Annotated in this window: 21 protein-coding genes; 5 read left to right on the top strand and 16 right to left on the bottom strand. The window is 66.1% G+C overall.

Annotated features, from left to right (window positions below):
• Window positions 1–41: 41 nt before the first annotated feature.
• The gene (gene sucD / locus ACFQPG_RS04545; RefSeq protein WP_380810572.1) at window positions 42–926 is read right to left on the bottom strand and encodes a succinate--CoA ligase subunit alpha; all 885 of its coding nucleotides are present in this window, start codon (window positions 924–926) and stop codon (window positions 42–44) included.
• A 9-nt stretch (window positions 927–935) separates the two neighbouring features.
• Window positions 936–1,898 (bottom strand): malate dehydrogenase, encoded by a 963-nt coding sequence (gene mdh, locus ACFQPG_RS04540; RefSeq protein ID WP_380811709.1) that lies wholly within the window; start codon window positions 1,896–1,898, stop codon window positions 936–938.
• A 145-nt stretch (window positions 1,899–2,043) separates the two neighbouring features.
• On the opposite strand from mdh, the gene ACFQPG_RS04535 reads away from it, so the two are divergent.
• Complete coding sequence (locus ACFQPG_RS04535; protein WP_380810571.1) at window positions 2,044–2,454, top strand: hypothetical protein; 411 nt, start codon at window positions 2,044–2,046, stop codon at window positions 2,452–2,454.
• 73 nt (window positions 2,455–2,527) lie between these two features.
• Here ACFQPG_RS04535 and zapE read toward each other — a convergent pair whose 3' ends face one another.
• From zapE to ACFQPG_RS04520, 3 genes are all read right to left on the bottom strand, one after another.
• Window positions 2,528–3,637 (bottom strand): cell division protein ZapE, encoded by a 1,110-nt coding sequence (gene zapE, locus ACFQPG_RS04530; protein ID WP_380810570.1) that lies wholly within the window; start codon window positions 3,635–3,637, stop codon window positions 2,528–2,530.
• A complete protein-coding gene (locus ACFQPG_RS04525; protein ID WP_380810569.1) occupies window positions 3,634–4,092 on the bottom strand; it encodes a PaaI family thioesterase in 459 nt (152 codons plus the stop codon). The genes zapE and ACFQPG_RS04525 overlap by 4 nt, the downstream gene beginning before the upstream one ends.
• Before the next feature lie 144 nt (window positions 4,093–4,236).
• Window positions 4,237–5,019 (bottom strand): succinate dehydrogenase iron-sulfur subunit, encoded by a 783-nt coding sequence (locus ACFQPG_RS04520; RefSeq protein ID WP_380810568.1) that lies wholly within the window; start codon window positions 5,017–5,019, stop codon window positions 4,237–4,239.
• Window positions 5,020–5,117: 98 nt separating this feature from the next.
• On the opposite strand from ACFQPG_RS04520, the gene ACFQPG_RS04515 reads away from it, so the two are divergent.
• Window positions 5,118–6,191 (top strand): glycosyl transferase, encoded by a 1,074-nt coding sequence (locus tag ACFQPG_RS04515; RefSeq protein ID WP_380810567.1) that lies wholly within the window; start codon window positions 5,118–5,120, stop codon window positions 6,189–6,191.
• Window positions 6,192–6,197: 6 nt separating this feature from the next.
• Here the strand turns inward: ACFQPG_RS04515 and ACFQPG_RS04510 are convergent, their stop codons facing one another.
• From ACFQPG_RS04510 to ACFQPG_RS04500, 3 genes are read right to left on the bottom strand one after another with little or no spacing between them, the layout of a single operon-like run.
• Window positions 6,198–6,671: an MgtC/SapB family protein gene (locus ACFQPG_RS04510; protein WP_380810566.1), complete on the bottom strand. Its 474-nt coding sequence runs from the start codon at window positions 6,669–6,671 to the stop codon at window positions 6,198–6,200.
• Window positions 6,668–7,129, bottom strand: coding sequence for a peroxiredoxin (locus ACFQPG_RS04505; RefSeq protein WP_380810565.1), 462 nt, complete (start codon window positions 7,127–7,129; stop codon window positions 6,668–6,670). Before ACFQPG_RS04505 ends, ACFQPG_RS04510 begins: the two co-directional genes overlap by 4 nt.
• Entirely contained in the window at window positions 7,126–9,813 is a 2,688-nt protein-coding gene (locus tag ACFQPG_RS04500) for a bifunctional [glutamine synthetase] adenylyltransferase/[glutamine synthetase]-adenylyl-L-tyrosine phosphorylase (RefSeq protein WP_380810564.1), read from the bottom strand. Before ACFQPG_RS04500 ends, ACFQPG_RS04505 begins: the two co-directional genes overlap by 4 nt.
• 110 nt (window positions 9,814–9,923) lie before the next feature.
• Between ACFQPG_RS04500 and ACFQPG_RS04495 the strand changes: the two genes are divergently transcribed.
• Window positions 9,924–10,061, top strand: coding sequence for a hypothetical protein (locus ACFQPG_RS04495; RefSeq protein ID WP_380810563.1), 138 nt, complete (start codon window positions 9,924–9,926; stop codon window positions 10,059–10,061).
• Window positions 10,062–10,172: 111 nt separating this feature from the next.
• Here the strand turns inward: ACFQPG_RS04495 and ACFQPG_RS04490 are convergent, their stop codons facing one another.
• The 3 genes from ACFQPG_RS04490 to ACFQPG_RS04480 all read right to left on the bottom strand — a co-directional run bounded on the left by ACFQPG_RS04490 (window position 10,173) and on the right by ACFQPG_RS04480 (window position 11,913).
• A complete protein-coding gene (locus ACFQPG_RS04490) occupies window positions 10,173–10,868 on the bottom strand; it encodes a sigma-70 family RNA polymerase sigma factor (RefSeq protein WP_380810562.1) in 696 nt (231 codons plus the stop codon).
• Window positions 10,869–10,892: 24 nt separating this feature from the next.
• The gene (locus tag ACFQPG_RS04485) at window positions 10,893–11,033 is read right to left on the bottom strand and encodes a hypothetical protein (protein ID WP_380810561.1); all 141 of its coding nucleotides are present in this window, start codon (window positions 11,031–11,033) and stop codon (window positions 10,893–10,895) included.
• A 76-nt stretch (window positions 11,034–11,109) separates the two neighbouring features.
• Entirely contained in the window at window positions 11,110–11,913 is an 804-nt protein-coding gene (locus tag ACFQPG_RS04480) for a response regulator (RefSeq protein ID WP_380810560.1), read from the bottom strand.
• Window positions 11,914–12,168: 255 nt separating this feature from the next.
• Between ACFQPG_RS04480 and ACFQPG_RS04475 the strand changes: the two genes are divergently transcribed.
• Window positions 12,169–12,399 (top strand): NepR family anti-sigma factor, encoded by a 231-nt coding sequence (locus ACFQPG_RS04475; protein ID WP_380810559.1) that lies wholly within the window; start codon window positions 12,169–12,171, stop codon window positions 12,397–12,399.
• Window positions 12,400–12,426: 27 nt separating this feature from the next.
• Window positions 12,427–13,974 carry a sensor histidine kinase gene (locus ACFQPG_RS04470; RefSeq protein ID WP_380810558.1) on the top strand — a complete coding sequence of 516 codons (1,548 nt, stop codon included), beginning with the start codon at window positions 12,427–12,429 and terminating at the stop codon, window positions 13,972–13,974.
• Between the two features lie 99 nt (window positions 13,975–14,073).
• On the opposite strand, the gene tatC is transcribed toward ACFQPG_RS04470, so the two are convergent.
• Genes tatC through ACFQPG_RS04445 form a run of 5 tightly spaced genes read right to left on the bottom strand, consistent with a single transcriptional unit; the run spans window position 14,074 to window position 16,946 of the window.
• The gene (gene tatC / locus ACFQPG_RS04465) at window positions 14,074–14,883 is read right to left on the bottom strand and encodes a twin-arginine translocase subunit TatC (RefSeq protein ID WP_380811707.1); all 810 of its coding nucleotides are present in this window, start codon (window positions 14,881–14,883) and stop codon (window positions 14,074–14,076) included.
• A 29-nt stretch (window positions 14,884–14,912) separates the two neighbouring features.
• Window positions 14,913–15,287, bottom strand: coding sequence for a Sec-independent protein translocase protein TatB (gene tatB, locus ACFQPG_RS04460; protein WP_380810557.1), 375 nt, complete (start codon window positions 15,285–15,287; stop codon window positions 14,913–14,915).
• A 15-nt stretch (window positions 15,288–15,302) separates the two neighbouring features.
• Window positions 15,303–15,584 (bottom strand): twin-arginine translocase TatA/TatE family subunit, encoded by a 282-nt coding sequence (gene tatA / locus ACFQPG_RS04455; protein WP_380810556.1) that lies wholly within the window; start codon window positions 15,582–15,584, stop codon window positions 15,303–15,305.
• A gap of 28 nt (window positions 15,585–15,612) precedes the next feature.
• Window positions 15,613–16,185, bottom strand: a complete 573-nt coding sequence (scpB, locus tag ACFQPG_RS04450; RefSeq protein ID WP_380810555.1) for an SMC-Scp complex subunit ScpB — start codon at window positions 16,183–16,185, stop codon at window positions 15,613–15,615.
• Window positions 16,182–16,946, bottom strand: coding sequence for a segregation and condensation protein A (locus tag ACFQPG_RS04445; protein ID WP_380810554.1), 765 nt, complete (start codon window positions 16,944–16,946; stop codon window positions 16,182–16,184). The genes scpB and ACFQPG_RS04445 overlap by 4 nt, the downstream gene beginning before the upstream one ends.
• Window positions 16,947–16,993: the final 47 nt, after the last annotated feature.

The raw sequence follows: 16,993 nt of genomic DNA, 5'->3' as shown, positions 1-16,993 counted from the left end.
GTGCGGCCTGTCTAGGTTCCCGCCTGCGCGGGAGCACAGCCCTAGCCCTTCAACAGCTCCGTCAACGTGCGGCCAAGCTCAGATGGGCTCGGGGACACGCGAATGCCAGCGGCTTCCATCGCGGCGATCTTCGATTCCGCATCGCCCTTGCCGCCGGAAACGATCGCGCCGGCATGGCCCATGCGGCGGCCGGGAGGCGCGGTGCGGCCGGCGATGAAGCCGACGGTCGGCTTGCTTCGGCCGCGCCTGGCTTCGTCGGCGAGGAACTGGGCGGCTTCTTCTTCGGCCGCGCCGCCGATTTCGCCGATCATGATGATCGACTTGGTTTCGTCGTCAGCCAGGAACATCTCGAGCATGTCGATGAACTCGGTGCCCTTGACCGGGTCGCCGCCGATGCCGACCGCGGTGGTCTGGCCGAGGCCCTCGTTGGTGGTCTGGAACACCGCCTCATAGGTCAGCGTGCCCGAACGCGAGACCACACCGACGCTGCCCTTGGAGAAGATGTTGCCCGGCATGATGCCGATCTTGCACTCGTCGGGCGTCAGCACGCCCGGGCAGTTCGGCCCGATCAGCCGCGACTTGGAGCCGGAGAGAGCGCGCTTGACCTTGACCATGTCGAGCACCGGAATCCCTTCCGTGATGCAGACGATCAGCGGCACCTCGGCGTCGATCGCCTCCAGGATCGAGTCCGCGGCGAAGGGCGGCGGAACGTAGATGACGGACGCGTCCGCGCCGGTCTTCTCGACCGCTTCTTCGACGGTGTCGAACACCGGCAGGTCGAGGTGGGTCGTCCCGCCCTTCCCCGGAGTCACGCCGCCGACCATCTGCGTGCCGTAGGCGAGCGCCTGTTGCGTGTGGAAAGTGCCGGTCTCACCGGTCATGCCCTGCGTGATGACGCGGGTGTTCTTATTAACGAGGATGCTCATGAGAAATCCTTAAGCCAGCGAGCTGTCGATCTGCTTGCAGGCCTCCAGCAGGCCCCTCACTTCGCCGACGCTGACCTGAAGGTTCTGCTTGGCCTCCTCGTCGAGGTCGATCTCGATCACCTCCTCCGCGCCGCCGGCGCCGATGACCACCGGCACACCGACGTAGAGGCCGTCGAGGCCGTACTTGCCCTCAACATAGACCGCGCAGGGCAGAATGCGCTTCTGGTCGCCCAAATAGGCTTCGGCCATGGCGATAGCGCTGGTGGCCGGAGCGTAATAGGCCGAGCCGGTCTTCAGCAAGGCCACGATCTCGCCGCCGCCGCCGCGGGTGCGCTTGACGATCGCGTCGATCTTCTCCTTCGACGACCGGCCCATCTTGACGAGGTCGTCGACCGGAATGCCGCTGACGGTGGTGTAGCTGGTCACCGGAACCATCGTGTCGCCGTGGCCGCCGAGCACGAAGGCGTTCACGTCCTTGACCGACACCTTGAATTCGTCGGCGAGGAAGTGGGCGAAGCGAGCCGAGTCCAGCACGCCCGCCATGCCGACCACCTTGTTGTGCGGCAGGCCGGAGAATTCGCGGAGCGCCCAAACCATCGCGTCGAGCGGATTGGTGATGCAGATCACGAACGCGTCGGGAGCCTTGGCCTTGATGCCCTCGCCTACCGCCTTCATCACCTTCAGATTGATGCCGATGAGGTCGTCGCGACTCATGCCCGGCTTGCGGGCGACGCCGGCGGTGACGATGATGACATCCGCCCCGGCAATGTCGGCATAGTCATTCGAACCGGTGACCTTGGCATCGAAGCCTTCGATCGGTCCGCACTGCGACAGGTCGAGTGCCTTGCCCTGGGGGATTCCTTCGACCACGTCGAACAGGACGATGTCGCCCAACTCCTTCTGCGCGGCGAGGTGGGCCAGGGTGCCGCCGATGTTGCCGGCGCCGATCAGCGCGATCTTCTTGCGAGCCATTGGGGTGACGCGTCCCTTGTTCATGTGGAGTCCGGCCCGGGCGGGCGGAATGTGCCGCGCGCTCTAACCGGTGAGAGCAAAAGGGGCAACCCGATGAACGAACGCCTCAGGGATCGTTCAGCGCCTTTCAGGCATTGATCCAGTTATGAAACATGCACTTCTTGTTGCGAGCGCTGCGGCCCTCGCCTTCACCGCGGCTTCGGCCGTAGCCAAGCCCGGCAACGGGCATGGCGATCACGCAAAGCATGCCAAGCATGGCAAGCATGTCGATCATCGCGCCATGGGCCATTCGGGCTATGGCGTCGGCAATTGCCCGCCAGGTCTGGCCAAGAAGGGCTGCATGCCACCGGGACAGGCCAAGAAGCTGGCGCGCGGCCAGCGCTACGTGTCCAGCTACGGCTACGACCGCTATGCCTACAACCGCCTGCCCTACGACCTGCGGCGTCAGTATGACCTCGATGCGGACGACCGTTATTACTACAACGATGGCTATCTGTATCAGGTCGATCCCAGGACGCTTATCGTCCAGCAGGTGATCAGCGCCCTGCTTCGCTGACCCGTTTCGCAGACTCACAGGAGGCCGTTCGGACGAGAGTTCGGGCGGCCTTTTCGTTGAGGGCGTGCGCCTTTCAGGCAGCGGTCCCATGTCCTTCGGCGAGGTAGTCGGCGCTTTGCATCTCCTCCAGGCGGCTGACTGTGCGCTGGAATTCGAAGGCACCATGGCCCGCTGGATAAAGGCCGGCGGGCTCGGCATCAGCGGCGGCGAGAAGTTTCACCTTGTGCTCGTAGAGTGCGTCGATCAGCGTCACGAAACGGGCCGCCTCGTTGCGCTTCTCGGGGCCGAGCACCGGGATGCCGACCAGGATCACGGTATGGAAGCGCTGGGCGATGGCGAGATAATCGGCCGCGCCGCGAGCTTCGCCGCACAGCCGCTTGAACGAGAAGACGGCGACGCCCTTTAGGCTTTTGGGCACATGCAATTCGCGTCCGCCGCCGACCTCCAGTTCTTCGGTCGGGACATGCGCCCGGTCTTCGACCGGATAGTCGGTCAGCCGGAAGAAGGCTTCGCTCAGCGCGGCGGTGGCGACCGGACCGTTCGGGACATGCCACGTGCCCACCCCCTTCAGGCGGTCGAGACGGTAGTCGGTCGGGCCGTTGAGCTCGACCACCTGCAGGCGCTGCTCGACCAGCGCGATGAACGGCAGGAACAGCTCGCGATTGAGACCGTCCTTGTAGAGATCACGCGGCCGGCGGTTGGACGTAGTAACCACCGCCACACCCTCGTCGAGCAGAGCGGTGAACAGCCGCGACAGGATCATTGCATCGGCGGTATTGTTGATCACCATCTCGTCGAACGCGAGCAGTCTCGCCTCGGACGCAAGCTCCCCGACCAGCGGCGGGATGGGGTCACCGTTTCCATTCGTCCGGATGCGGCGCAGGCGCTGGTGGACGTCGAGCATGAAGGCATGGAAGTGCACCCGCCGCTTTCGTTCGGCTGGAATGTGGTCGAACGCCAGATCCATCAGCATCGACTTGCCGCGCCCTACCCCGCCCCACAGGTAGACGCCGCAAACGTGCTGCTGCTTCCGTCGGAACAGGCGCGTGAGCAGGCCTGAGGACTCGGCCAGGTCGCTGGCAAGGCGGCCCAGTGCCTTCACCGCCCGCGCCTGGTCGGGATCGGCCTTGACCTCCCCTGCCCTCAGCAACTCCTGGTAAGCGGTCTCGACCGGACCAATCATGCGCGGTCGCGGAGGCGCTTCAGGGTGCCGGTGAAGCTGTAGCATGGCTCGCCCTCCTGCCTGACCACGCCCTGGAGGAACGCCATGCTGCGGGTCTGGCGGACGAGTTCGACATGGGCGTCGAGCGGCAATCCGGCCCGGCCGCGTGCAACGAAGTGGGTAGTGAGGTCGAGGGTGACGTAATGACCTTCGCTCATCCCGGCGCAGCGGCCAGCCGCGAACAAAGCCATGTCGATGAAGCTCATCACCGCGCCGCCGTGGATCGATCCGCCGAGATTGAGATGGTGGTCCTCCACCTGCATGCGGCAGATGCCGCGGCCGGGGCCGTCGGGGCGGAAGAGGAGCTTGCCGGTGGCGGCTGCAAAGCTGCCGCGCGGGAACTCGCCGTAGCTGAGCCAGCCGGGGTTGCGGGGGTCGGGAGCGGCGCCCGTGGGGCGGTTCGGGACGTCGTCCATGTGCGGTGGGTTAGTGGGGGATGTGCGGGGGTGCAACACGGCAGCTTCTCCCCCGTGGGGGAGATGTCGTGCGGAGCATGACAGAGGGGTAAGGCGCACCCCTCCGGCGCTTCGCAACCTCCCCCAAGGGGGAGGAGCAAGGTACTAAGCGGCGCGCTCCGCGATCAGCTTCTTGGTTTCCGCGATTGCCTTGGCCGGGTTCAGCCCTTTCGGGCAGACATTGGCGCAGTTCATGATGGTGTGGCAGCGGTACAGACGGAATGGGTCCTCCAGCTGGTCGAGCCGCTCGCCGGTCATCTCGTCGCGGCTGTCCGCCAGCCACCGATAGGCCTGAAGAAGGATCGCTGGCCCAAGGAAGCGGTCGCCGTTCCACCAGTAGCTCGGGCAGCTTGTCGAGCAGCAGGCGCACAGGATGCACTCGTACAGGCCGTTGAGCTTGTCCCGATCGTCCGGCGACTGCAGCCGTTCCTTGCCCGAGGGCGCCGGGGTGGCGGTCTTCAGCCACGGCTGGATCGAGGCATATTGCGCGTAGAAATGGGTGAAGTCGGGCACCAGGTCCTTGATCACGTCCATGTGCGGAAGCGGCGTTATGCGCACCTCTCCCTTGATGTCCTCGATCGCTGTGGTGCAGGCGAGGCCATTGCGGCCGGCCATGTTCATCGAACAGGAGCCGCAGATGCCTTCGCGGCAGGAGCGGCGGAAGGTCAGCGTGGGGTCGATCTCGTTCTTGATCTTGATAAGCGCGTCGAGCACCATCGGGCCGCATTCGGCGGTGTCCACCTCAAAGGTGTCGTAGCGCGGATTGGCACCGCTATCCGGATCGTAGCGGTAGATCTTGAAGCTCTTGACCTGCCCCTTAGGGGCGTCGGACTTGAATGTCCGTCCCTTGGTGATCTTGCTGTTCTTGGGAAGCGTGAACTCGGCCATGATCCATCCTGTGCGTTGCGGCCGAGATAGTGGCCGGTTCGCCAATTGGCCAGCCCTTGGCTAAGGCCGCGTGCATCGACAATTATGAACCCGACTGAATGATCCGTATCGCCTTCCTGGCCATTGCCCAGGCTCATCAGATCTTCCATTGGCTCCCGGCCGCGCTCCGCCTGGCGAAGGAGCCGGGCGTAGAAGTGCACGTCCTGTCCGCAAGCAGGTCGGCGCTGGCGCTAATCCGCGAATTTGATCCGGACCGCTCGCTGCACCTCAAGCGCATCTTCGTGCCGTCGTTGCGGCGCGACGGGCTGTTCAGCCCGCCCAAGCGGATCTGGGCGCTGATCTACCACCTGCGGCTGATCAATGGCTTCGATGCGATCGTCACGACGGAGCGGACCAGCAGCATCCTCAAGCGCATGCCGGGCTTCACCGCGCCGGTGATCCACATGATGCATGGTGCCGGCGACCGGGCGCGCGGCTACAACCGCAAGCATCGCTTCTTTGACCTCACCCTGGTGGGCGGGGAGAAGAACAAGGAGCGGCTGGTCGCGCGGGGCTTGCGGACCCCCGAGCAGGTCAAGGTAACGGGCTATGCCAAGTTCGAGATCGTCCCGCCGGCGCGCCAACTCTTCGACGACGGGCGGCCGATTGCGCTCTACAATCCGCACTTCGATCCCAAGCTGAGCTCCTGGCATCGCCACGGCCGCGAGGTGCTGACTGAGCTTGCCCGGATCGACGGCTGGAACTTCATCGTCGCGCCACACGTGAAGCTCAGCGGCGGGCCTCGCCTCACCGCGCCCACAGCAAACGTCCTCGTCGATCCGGGGAGCATGCGCTCGATCGACATGAGCTACACCAGCGCGGCGTCCGTCTACATCGGCGACGTGTCGAGCCAAGTGTACGAGTTCATCCGCCAGCCGCGGCCGTGCATCTTCCTCAACCTCGACCGGGTCGAATGGCAGGATGACGAGCATTACGCGCACTGGAAGTTCGGCCAGGTGATCGAACAGGCGGCCGAGCTGGGGCCGGCGCTGAACCGGGCGGCGGAGTTGCAGCCACAGTTCGAGCCGGTGCAGCGCGCGGCGCTCCAGCGCTCGATCGACCCCTCGCCAGTTCCCGCATCCGAGCGGCAGGCGGCAGCGATCCTGGAGTTCGTCCGCACCCGTCGCGGCTGAAGCCGCTCACTCGCGGGCGTGCGGCTCAGCCTTGTCGTCGTCTAAGTCGACGATCTTCTTGAGCGGCGCAAGCACGACCAAGGTGACGAACGCGGCTATGGTCAGCATCACCGCGACGTCGATGCTGCCGACCCCGACCGCAACGCCGATTGCGCCGGTGACCCACAGGCTGGCCGCGGTGGCTGTGCCACGGACGCTTTCCTTGACCTTGAGGATCGCTCCGCCGCCGATGAAGCCCATGCCGGTGATCAGCCCTTCAATGACTCGCGCCATCGCACCGGGATCGTCGCCGGCCATGCCCTCCACTGCCTGGATGAAGCCGCAGGTCGCGACCGCCACGAGCGGGAAGGTGCGAAGCCCGGCGCTGCGTTCTTCCTTTTCGCGGTTCCAGCCGATCGGAAGCGCCAGCAGATAGGCGATGAGCATGGCGGCAAGGTGCGGCAGGACGTTGAACTCTTCGGCCCCGAGCAGCTCGGTCACGCGGCAGCCTTTGCGGCTGCGAGCACCTCGGCGGCGTGGCCCGGCACCTTGACCTTGCGCCAGCAGCGGAGGACGCGGCCGTCGCCGGCGAGGAGGTAGCTCGCACGCTCCATGCCCATGTACTTGCGGCCGTACATCGACTTCTCCACCCAGGTGCCGAACGCGTCGCTCACCGCTCCGTCCAGGTCCGACGCCAGCGGCACGGCGAGATCATACTTGGCGATGAACTTCTCATGGCTCTTCATCGGATCGCGGGACACGCCCACCACCTTTACGCCGGCGGTGGCGAACTCGGGGGCCAGCGCGGTGAAGTCCTGCGCCTCTCGGGTGCAGCCGGAGGTATCGTCCTTGGGATAGAAGAACAGCACCAAGGGGGCGCCGGGAGCGGCAAGGTGGATCGCCTTGCCATCGCTGCCGGTGATGGTGAGGTCCGGTGCCTGGCCGCCTTCTTCGATCATCGTTCTTCCTTAACCCTGTTCCAAAGCTCCGCGATCCTGTGCCGCGCCGCGTCATGGGCCGCAAGCAGTGCGTCCCAATCAGGGTAGCCGCACAGGGAGGCGACCAAGGGCCGGCTCTGCTCGTGCGGGTCGAGCGCGCCCGGCGAGACCAGCCGCATCACGACCAGCATGCGGCTGAGCAGGCGCAGGTCCGGATCGGCCTGGGCATCCACGAGCCCCGCCTCGTGCAGTGCGGCAATCGCAACTTCGAGGCGGGGGTCGAGCCCGGCGTGGGTGGTCAGTTGCAGGGTGTGGGTCGCGAACTCGAGGTCGACCAGCCCGCCCGGGCCGAGCTTGATGTCGAGCGGCCCCGCGGGCGGCTTGTGGCGCGCCATGTCGAGCCGCATCGCCGCCGCGTCGGCGCGAGCCTTGTGCGGATCGCGCGGGGTCTGGAGGATGTCGCACACCAGCCCGCGCACTTTCGCGCGCGCGGCGTCCGAGCCGGTCAGCGGCCTTGCCCGGCACAGCGCGAGATGCTCCCAGGTCCACGCCTCGCGTCGCTGATAGTCGGCAAAGGCCTCGAGGCTGACCGCAAGCATTCCCTGCGTGCCCTGCGGCCGAAGCCTTGTGTCGACCTCGTAGAGCGGTCCGGCGGCGGTCGGGACGCTGAGCGCGGCGACCATCCGGCTGCCCAGACGGTTGTAATAGTCGGTCGCGCTGAGCGGGCGCGGGCCGTCAGAGCGGCTCCCCGGCGGCGCGTCGAACAGCAGGATAAGGTCCAGATCGCTGGCATAGGTCAGCGCGCGCCCACCCAGCCGGCCCAGCGCCAGTACGACCAACTCGCCATCGGCGATTCGGCCATGAGCGCGGGCAAACTCGCGCTCGGTTGCCGCAGCCAAGGCAATGACCGATGCCTCGGCAAGGTCGCTATAGCCTTCCGCCACCTCGATCGGATCGCGATGAGCGGCGATCAGCTGCACGCCCAACGCGAACCGGCGCTCCCCAACCATCCTCCGGACGCGGTCAAGCGCGACGTCGAACGGGTCTTCGGCGATCGTCTCCTGGAACTGTTCTGCCAGCGTCCGCGCGTCCGGCGGAAGGGCGAAGCTGGACGCGTCGATCAGCCCGTCGAGAAGGGTTGGCCGGCGCGCCAGGTGGTCGGCGAGCGCCGGGGCGTGGGCGAGGATCAGCGCCAGATGAGACGCAAGTTGCGGCCGGGCCTCCAGCAGCCGGTAGAGATTGACCCCGCTGGACAGGCGATCGACGACGTCGCTGAACCGGTTCAAGGCCCGGTGCGGGTCGGGCGCGGCGCCCAGTTCGCGCAGCAGCGTCGGCAGCATCGCCTCGAACGCGGACCGGGCCGCCGGCGAACGAAGCGAGCGGGGACGACCGGAGCGCCAGTCGGCGACCCGCCGTGCTGCTTCCGTCGGATCGGCGAAGCCCAGCGTGGCCAGTTCCGACCGGAGAAGATCGGGATCGTTGGACAGGTGAGCGCGCTGCTCGGTGACCAGGCCATCGAACTGAGCGGCAACTGCGTCGGCATGCGGGCGGAGCCAGGCCAGCAGCGCCTCGGCGTCCTCGGCCCCGTGCAGCCGCGCCAAACCATCCAGTTCGGCTCGGGTACCGGGAAGCCGGTGCTCCTGCTTGTCGCCGATCATCTGAACGCGGTGCTCGGCAGTGCGGAGCGCGCGGTATCCTTCACCCACGGCTTGGGCGACCTCTGGATCCAGCCGGCCCGCGGCGGCAAGCCGGTCGAGCGCGTCGAGGGTCGCCGAAGGCCGCAACGCCGGGTCGCGGCCACCGTGGACGAGCTGCTGCACCTGGGTGAAGAATTCCGCCTCGCGGATCCCGCCCCGACCCCGCTTCAGGTCGAAGCCGGGGCCGAAACCCTGCCCTTGGGCATAATGGTCACGGATGCGCAGCGAGATGTCGCGAATCTCGTCGATCGCGCCGAAATCGAGGGCCCGGCGCCAGATGAAGGGCTTGATCTCCGCCAGGAAGCGCTCGCCCAGCTCGATGTCGCCGCCACATGCCCGGGCGCGAATGAACGCTGCCCGTTCCCATGGCAGCGCGCTGGATTCGTAGTAGGAGATCGCTGCACCGAGGCTGAGTGCGATCGGCGTTACCTCGGGCGAAGGCCGGAGGCGCAAGTCGACCCGGGCTACATAGCCGTCGGCGGTGCGGGCCTGGAGCAGCTCGATGAAGCGCCGGGCATAACGCACCGCCGCTTGTCCGGGCTCATCGCGCCCCGACCGCGGGAGCGTCGCAGGATCGAACAACAGGATGAGATCGACGTCCGATGAATAGTTGAGTTCGCGGCTGCCGAGCTTGCCCAGCGCGAGGGCGGTGAGACCGGCGAACGGGGCATCCGGCAGGCGCTCGGCAACTGCGGTTCGCAGCGCCTCGTCGATCGCCCGGTCCGCGAAGTCGCTGAGCGCGGCGGTGACCTCTTCCAGGCTCAGCTCACCGGCAAGATCGCCAAGCGCCACCGCGAGGGCCAGCGAGTGACGCTGATGACGGAGGCGTGAAGCGGTGTCGGCACCACCGGCCTGCAGCGCCGCCGCGATCGCCGCCGACGAGCCCTGCTCGAGAAACAGGTCGGCGATGGCCGGACGAAGCGCAACCGCCTGCCGCAAGAACGGGGAGTAACGTCCCGCACGGTCCAGCGCCGCCTCACGATGGCGGCGGACAAGCGTTGCATCCATGCCGCTCTTCTTGCCCGATCGGTCGTTTAAACGAAACCTGTTCGCCCCTTCGGCGTTGAACAGTGCAAATGAAATCCGACCCAAACATCAGGGCGGCGACGGAACAATCGATGGATCGCAGGATCATCCGAGTCGAGCTTCCGCCAGCACATGCCGGAGTAACCGCTGCGTTGCGCAAGGCCTTTGGGGCCGTTCCGCCGACGCAAGCCGATCGTGAGCTTGACGAATTGCTGGCCCGCCTGGGCTAACCCGCTGCGCCACTCTGCCGGACGCGGGTCAGTCAACGGAAGGCACTCACGTCAGGAATAAGGATCGAAGCGGCGCTGCCGCTTTTATACCGCCTGGCGGGAGTTCAGTGTTCAGCCCCGATCCCGCGACAGTTCCTCGACTTCGCCCATGATCTGCGACAGCGCCGACACATTCGGATCGGTCTTGTGCTGGCGCCGTGAGGGCAGCTTGCCGCCTGACAGAAGCTGTTCCAGCGCGACCCGACCGCGCGCGACGCGGCTCTTGATCGTACCGACGGCGCAACCGCAGATTTCCGCTGCTTCCTCATAGGCGAAGCCGCCCGCGCCAACCAGGATCAGCGCTTCACGCTGCGGCTGGGGAAGGTGCAGCAGAGCGCGCTGCATATCGCCAAGCTCCACGTGCCGGTCTTGGCTTGCCGGAGCCGCCAGGATCTTGGAGGCGGTCAGTTCGTCCCATTCGCCCTTGAACCGAGCGCGGCGCATCTGGCTGAGGAACAGGTTGCGCAGGATGATGAAGGTCCAGGCGCGCATGTTGGTCCCAGCCTGGAAGCGCTTCCGCGCTGCCCACGCCTTGAGCAAAGTCTCCTGAACAAGATCGTCGGCCAGATCGCGGCTGCCCGACAGCGAGCGCCCGAACGCACGCAAATGCGGGATAACCTGGCCGAGCTGATCCTTGAACTCAGGATCCGACAGCGGCACGAGTTCCGCGCGCTCGGCGTCCTCCGCCTGCTGCTCATCCTCGTCGTTCACTGAACCCCGCCCGTCTTTAACGCCGTGCCGATGGTGCACGGCTGCCGCGTTCGTCATCACGCTGGTCACGAATATAGGAAATCAGCCGGCGACGAACAAGATGACGGCAAAGATCACCACCACCAGCAGCAGGCCTCCGATCAAGGCCACTCGGGCGACGCCCGGGGTGGTTCCCGCGCGTGCCTCAGTTCCGGTCAGGTGTTCCGGCGTGTCGTCTTGCATAAGTGAAGGCTTCCCCAATCTTGAAGCCAGCCAACGCGCCGCCGCGCCGCCATGTTCCCGTTTCGGACGGGAAATGTTATCCCGCCGGAACGGTTGCCGCGTCGAAGAACAGGGCTTGCGCGATCGCCGCCTTCACCGTGGCCCGCTGGAACGGCTTGGTGATCAGAAAGGTCGGCTCCGGCCGGGTTCCGGTCAGCAGCCGCTCGGGAAATGCCGTGATGAAGATCACCGGAACCGCGAATTCCGCGAGGATGTCGCGCGCGGCGTCGATGCCGCTGCTGTCGTCAGCAAGCTGGATGTCGGCGAGCACCAGGCCGGGCGGATGGGCGCGCGCTTGGGCTACCGCCTCGTCGCGGGTCACCGCCACTCCAGTGACATTGTGGCCGAGGTCGCGAACGATGGTCTCGATATCCATGGCGATGATCGGCTCATCCTCAATGATGAGCACATCGGCCAGCGTCTGGCGCTCGATCTCCTCCAGCGCTTCGGCGACGAGATTGTCGACCTCCTCGCCGGAAGCCCCGATCAGATAACCGGCATCGCGCGAGGAAAAGCCTTCGAGAGCAGTAAGCAGCAGGGCCTGGCGCGATAACGGCGTGATCCGCGACAAGCGGGCCTGGGCGATGCCCTCCGGATTGCCGAGGCTACCGTCGTCGAGATCTTCTCCCTCCTCGATATTGGCAGTCGACCAGATGGCGTGAAACGTCTTGTATAGGCCCAGCCGCGGCTCGACTTCACGGGGGAAGCTCTCCGGCGATGCGACGATGGCTTCCAGGGCCGCCCGCACGAAGGCATCGCCATGGGTCTGGCTACCGGTGAGAGCGCGCGCATAGCGGCGCAGAAAAGGCAGGTGCGGCGCGAGTTCCTGGCCAAGCGACATGATGGTCTCGTTGCTCCATTGAATATCGGCGTCCCTATTGGGAGCGCATCGCTTTTTGTGCAAGCCTGCGACGGATGTGCCGCGCCTCGATGGAAATCGATGTCGGCTGCGGAACTAACCTCTTGGCCTTTGGTTTCACGCGAGGGTCATGCCGTCTCGATTGACGAGTCGGCTCCCCCACTTTTAGGGAAACCGCTCGCGCGTCGATCGGTTCGTGTTTGCGATGATTCAATTACGCCACACGGGGCACCGGCGTTGGGGGGGGACGAGAGGTTGAGTGAAGGTAAGCGTGCCGATTCGCGCCGTGCGAGCTCCGACAAGTTCGAGGGCTCGACAGCGGCAATCGACAAGGCGGACGTCAAACCAAGGCGCAAGCGCGGCGACGCGCCCGAAGACGTGTCGCGCGCGTTGCGCAGTGTCTATGACGAAACCGTTCAAGAAGATGTTCCCGCCGATTTCCTCGACCTCCTGGGGAAGCTTGTTTGACGCGTTGACCGGTCGAGGCAGCGGCAAGTGAGTTCAGTCAGGCGGTGGTTCGACCGCTTGCCGACCACCGGCAAGCTAATGGTGATTCTTTCCGCCGCGGTCCTTCCGCTCGGACTGGTCCTCATCTGGGCTGCCACGAGCGGCATCAACCAGGCCAATTCAGTGCTGGTGGCGAGGGCCAACGATCAGGGCCGGGCGGCCGCCCGAGCGGTGGAAAGCCTGGTCGGGCGCAACGCGCTGGCCCTGAGGATCGCCGGCAGCGGCGCCTTGCGGCAAGCTGGCGACAATCCGTGCGACTATGTTGCACAGTCGCTGGCCGTGTCCTCTGCGGTGAGCGACAGTTTCCTTCTTCAGGATGCGCGCGGCCTGCCGATCTGCGGCGTTCCGCCGACATTCCGCAACGAACGGGCGAACCTGCTGGTCGCGCCGGGAGACATCCGCCTGTGGCTCAGCGACGGGGGCCGGTTCCTTTATTATCGGGTCGGCCTCAACGGCGGACACGCCACCGGAGTCCTCAGCCAGGAGGAGTTGCGCGAAGCGGCGCTTGCCAGCCAGGCCGTAGTGGCCGACCTGGTTCTCAGCGACGGCGCTCGCGAGATGCCGTTGATCGCGGACGGCGCGCAAAGCGGGCTGCGGCTTGAGCAGGTCACGCGCGAGCACCGGCTCGGTAACGCGCAACTGACGGCGCGAAGCACCATCACCATTCCACGCATCGCCTACGTCGACCGTTTGATCATCCTGCTGCCAGTGCTGATGTGGATCGCCGCCGCGTTGCTCAGCTGGTTGCTGGTCAGCCGCTTCCTGCTCCGGCCGCTCCGCCGGGTCCAGACGGCAGTCAGCCTCTACGAACCGGGCCAGGGGCCACTCGAGTTGCCGGACCGGCTCGGTTCTGCGACCGAGATTCGCGAGCTCGGCCACGCCTTTGCTCGTGCCGTGGACCGGATCGAACAGTCCGAACATGAGATGAGCGATGCGCTGGAAGGACAGCGCAAGCTGGTCCGCGAGGTGCACCACCGCGTAAAGAACAATCTGCAGGTAGTCGCCAGCCTCCTCAACATCCATGGGCGGACCGCAACCTCGCAAGATGCGCGCGATGCTTATTCATCGATCGGGCGGCGGGTCGATGCGCTCGCGGTGGTTCACCGCAACCATTACGCCGAGCTGGAGGAGAACCGCGGAATCGCGCTCCGCCCTCTGCTCAGCGAACTGGCGGCATCCCTCCGGGCAAGCGCGCCGGATAGCGCGCGTGGCGTCAACATCGACCTTGACCTGGAGAGTTTGCAGACCACCCAGGACGTCGCCGTGGCGGTGGCCTTTCTGGTGACCGAGATCGTCGAATTCGCAATGCTGAGTCGGCCGAACGACCCGGTCGAACTGACTCTGCGCCGAAGCGGCGAACTGACAGCCGGGTTCCAGATCGCCAGCGCGGTGCTCAATCCCGAAGCGATCGACGATCCCCAACGGCGGCAGTTCGAGCGGATCATCGCCGGACTTGCCAAGCAGCTGCGCTCGAATCTGGAGCGGAAGCTGGGTCGCTACGGTGTCGAGTTGCCGGTGTTTCCGGCGCGCCCGTGATTTTTTTTTTGAAAGTTCGCTCGGCTCGGAACCACAAGCCAGAAGGGCCGTTGTGCTATTCGGATAGTGACCTTTTGCCCCCCCGCTCTCGCTATCCGATTACATGGGCCCGGAACCGCCAACCCTCCCCCCCCCCGGTGGCGTTTCCGGGCCCACTTGCGTCTGGGCCACTTCCACCACCGTTGAAGAAGACGCTGCCGACCGGCGGCTCTCGCGCCAATGGGTCAGCCGGATTGCGAGGATCGCCAGCTCGTAAAGCGCGTACAGCGGCACCGCGAGCATGAACTGGGAGATGGCGTCGGGCGGGGTAAGCACTGCGGCGATCGCGAACGCGCCCACGATCGCATAGCGCCGCTTGGCGGCGAGCTGCTCGCGAGTGACCAGGCCCGCACGCTCCATCACCATCAGCAGGATTGGGAGCAGGAAGGCCACCCCGAACCCGAACAGGAAGCGGGTCACGAACGACAGGTAATTGCCGATCGCGGGAAGCGCCTCCTGCTGGACGCCGCCCACATCGCCCTCGAAACCGAGCAGGAAATGCAGGGCCCACGGCATGGCGACGAAGTAAGCGAAGCAGGCGCCGCCGCCGAAGAACAGCGGGGTCGCCAGCAGGAACGGCAGAAGCGCCCATTTCTCCTTCGCGTAGAGCCCCGGCGCAACGAACCGCCAGATCTGGATCGCGAACACCGGGAAGCAGACCATGAGCGCGGCGAACAAGGCGACTTTCACCCGCACCCAGAAGGCTTCGAACACGTCGGTGTAGATGAGCTTGCCCTGCCCTGCCGCGAGCAGAGGCTGGACCAGCACGGCCAGGATAGGCTGGACGAAATAATAGCAGACGAAGAAAGCCGCGACCAACACTGCAAGCGACAGCAGCAGCCGGCCGCGAAGCTCGACCAGGTGCTGCATCAGCGGCTGCTTGGTGTCGTCGATGTCCTTCACGGCAGCGGACGGTCCGCCGGCGGGGGCATCGGATCGCCGAGCGGGAGCTGGGGCTCTTCCCCAGCGAGAGGCGCAGCCGGTTGTGCTTGCGGCAGCATCACCGCCTGCGGGTCCGCGCCGGGATAGGGCAGGGCGGTCGGGAATTCGCGCATGATCCGCTCATTCTCTTCCCGCCACTTCTTCTCCATCTCCTCGAGTTCCGCCTCCCGCATCATGGTCTCGACGCCGGCGGTGAAATGGCGCGCATGGGCGCGGATCTTCCCCACCCAGCGGCCAACCGTCCGCATGGCGACCGGAAGATCCTTGGGCCCGATGAAGATCAGTGCCGCCACCGCGACGATAAGGAGTTCGGTCGTGTCGACGCCGAACATGGTTCCCCGCCCGGCCTAGCGGGGCTGCTGGTCCGAACCCGGCCCCGGCGGCGGAGGTGCGACCGGATCCGCTACCCGCGGGTTGGGCGTGACGTCGATCGGCCGGTCGGGTTGACCCAGCCTATGCTGCTCGGCGGCACGGCGACTGGCCTCCTCGTCGTCTTCCGAGAGGCCCTGCTTGAAGCTTTTCAGCCCCTTGGCAACGTCGCTCATCATCGCCGAGAAACGGTTGCCGCCGAACAGCAGCAGGATGATGACGCCGAGAATGATCCAGTGAATGAGGCTGAAGCCGCCCATCTGCGTAAACTCCTTTATTCACCCCAACCTAGTCCTCTTCGCCCGGGCTTTCCAGTTGCAGCTGGCCGAGCGCCTCGTCGAGCGGATCGAGCAGCCCCGCAGCCCGGAGATCGTCGATGCCCGGAAGGTCGCGGCGGGACCCCAGGTTGAAGTGGGCGAGGAACTCACCGGTGGTGGCGTACAGCAAGGGGCGCCCCGGTCCTTCGCGGCGGCCGGCGGGGCGAACCCAACCCGCTTCCATCAGCACGTCGAGCGTGCCCCTGGAGATCTGCACTCCGCGGATCGCCTCGATCTCGGCCCGGCTGACCGGCTCGTGATAGGCGATGATCGCGAGGGTCTCGGTCGCGGCGCGGGACAGGCGGCGCGGCTCTTCCCGGGTACGGCGGAGCAGGTGGGCAAGGTCCGGCGCGGTCTGGAAGTGCCACTTGCCGCCGCGCTCCACGAGCTGGATGCCCCGGCCGGCATAGTCGTCGGCGAGCGACTGGAGGGCGGTCGCCACGTCGCCGTCACCGGCATGCAGGGCAATCTCCTCGGGAGTGAGCGGCTCGGCCGAGGCGAACAGGGTCGCCTCGACCGCGCGAGCGAAGTCGTCGCCGGTCATGCGGCGCGAACCCGGATCGGTGCGAACGGCGCATCCTGCTGAAGCTCCAGCCGCCCCTTGCGGGCAAGCTCCAGCGTCGCGGCGAAGGACGAGGCGAGCGCCGAGCGACGAAAGGCCGGATCCTGGGTCGCGGGGAGAAACGCCTCCAGCCGGGTCCACTCGACCCGAGTGCCGAGCAGCCGCGCCACCCGCTCGATCGCTTCGTCGAGGGTGAGGACGGCGCGATTTGCAATGACATGCACCGCCGGCGCTGACCGGGCCCGAACGGCTCCGTACGCAGCGTAAAGATCAAACGCATCGGCCCGCCACTGCGCCTTGCGCACCAGCCGCAGCCCTTCCGGTGCGCCGCGAACGAATACGTCGCGGCCAATGCGATCGCGGTTCATCAGCCGCGCCCCAGCGTCCCGCATCGCATCCAGCCGTTGCAGCCTCAGCTGCAGGCGCGCCGCGAGCTCTTCGGGGCTTGGGTCCTGCTCCGGATCCTTGGGCAGCAGCAGACACGACTTGAGGTATGCCAGCCAGGCGGCCATGACGAGATAGTCGGCGGCGATCTCCAGCTTCAGCACCCGCGCCTCGCCGATGAAGGCGAGATATTGCTCAACCAGCTCGAGGATGGAGATTTGCGCGAGATCGACCTTCTGCGTCCGCGCGAGATTGAGCAGCAGGTCGAGCGGCCCTTCCCAGGCGCCAAGGCTGAGCGTCAACTCATCGGCACGCTGGAGCGGAAGGTGGGCGGTCATCGGGTTGAGAGTAGCGGGCATTCGGCAAAACAAAACCGCTGATGCTGCGTAGCGGCGAAGTGCCGTAC

Origin of the sequence: Sphingomonas sp. GCM10030256 (genome assembly GCF_042666415.1) — a bacterium.
GTDB lineage: Bacteria > Pseudomonadota > Alphaproteobacteria > Sphingomonadales > Sphingomonadaceae > Sphingomicrobium.
This window is presented reverse-complemented; position numbering and strand designations above follow the sequence as displayed.

Excerpts from the sequence above, each read along its gene's own strand:
- sucD (WP_380810572.1), bottom strand. The coding sequence starts at position 926 with ATGAGCATCCTCGTTAATAAGAACACCCGCGTCATCACGCAGGGCATG.
- mdh (WP_380811709.1), bottom strand. The coding sequence starts at position 1,898 with ATGGCTCGCAAGAAGATCGCGCTGATCGGCGCCGGCAACATCGGCGGC.
- ACFQPG_RS04535 (WP_380810571.1), top strand. The coding sequence starts at position 2,044 with ATGAAACATGCACTTCTTGTTGCGAGCGCTGCGGCCCTCGCCTTCACC.
- zapE (WP_380810570.1), bottom strand. The coding sequence starts at position 3,637 with ATGATTGGTCCGGTCGAGACCGCTTACCAGGAGTTGCTGAGGGCAGGG.
- ACFQPG_RS04525 (WP_380810569.1), bottom strand. The coding sequence starts at position 4,092 with ATGGACGACGTCCCGAACCGCCCCACGGGCGCCGCTCCCGACCCCCGC.
- ACFQPG_RS04520 (WP_380810568.1), bottom strand. The coding sequence starts at position 5,019 with ATGGCCGAGTTCACGCTTCCCAAGAACAGCAAGATCACCAAGGGACGG.
- ACFQPG_RS04515 (WP_380810567.1), top strand. The coding sequence starts at position 5,118 with ATGATCCGTATCGCCTTCCTGGCCATTGCCCAGGCTCATCAGATCTTC.
- ACFQPG_RS04505 (WP_380810565.1), bottom strand. The coding sequence starts at position 7,129 with ATGATCGAAGAAGGCGGCCAGGCACCGGACCTCACCATCACCGGCAGC.
- ACFQPG_RS04500 (WP_380810564.1), bottom strand. The coding sequence starts at position 9,813 with ATGGATGCAACGCTTGTCCGCCGCCATCGTGAGGCGGCGCTGGACCGT.
- ACFQPG_RS04495 (WP_380810563.1), top strand. The coding sequence starts at position 9,924 with ATGGATCGCAGGATCATCCGAGTCGAGCTTCCGCCAGCACATGCCGGA.
- ACFQPG_RS04490 (WP_380810562.1), bottom strand. The coding sequence starts at position 10,868 with ATGACGAACGCGGCAGCCGTGCACCATCGGCACGGCGTTAAAGACGGG.
- ACFQPG_RS04485 (WP_380810561.1), bottom strand. The coding sequence starts at position 11,033 with ATGCAAGACGACACGCCGGAACACCTGACCGGAACTGAGGCACGCGCG.
- ACFQPG_RS04480 (WP_380810560.1), bottom strand. The coding sequence starts at position 11,913 with ATGTCGCTTGGCCAGGAACTCGCGCCGCACCTGCCTTTTCTGCGCCGC.
- tatC (WP_380811707.1), bottom strand. The coding sequence starts at position 14,883 with ATGCAGCACCTGGTCGAGCTTCGCGGCCGGCTGCTGCTGTCGCTTGCA.
- tatB (WP_380810557.1), bottom strand. The coding sequence starts at position 15,287 with ATGTTCGGCGTCGACACGACCGAACTCCTTATCGTCGCGGTGGCGGCA.
- tatA (WP_380810556.1), bottom strand. The coding sequence starts at position 15,584 with ATGGGCGGCTTCAGCCTCATTCACTGGATCATTCTCGGCGTCATCATC.
- scpB (WP_380810555.1), bottom strand. The coding sequence starts at position 16,185 with ATGACCGGCGACGACTTCGCTCGCGCGGTCGAGGCGACCCTGTTCGCC.
- ACFQPG_RS04445 (WP_380810554.1), bottom strand. The coding sequence starts at position 16,946 with ATGCCCGCTACTCTCAACCCGATGACCGCCCACCTTCCGCTCCAGCGT.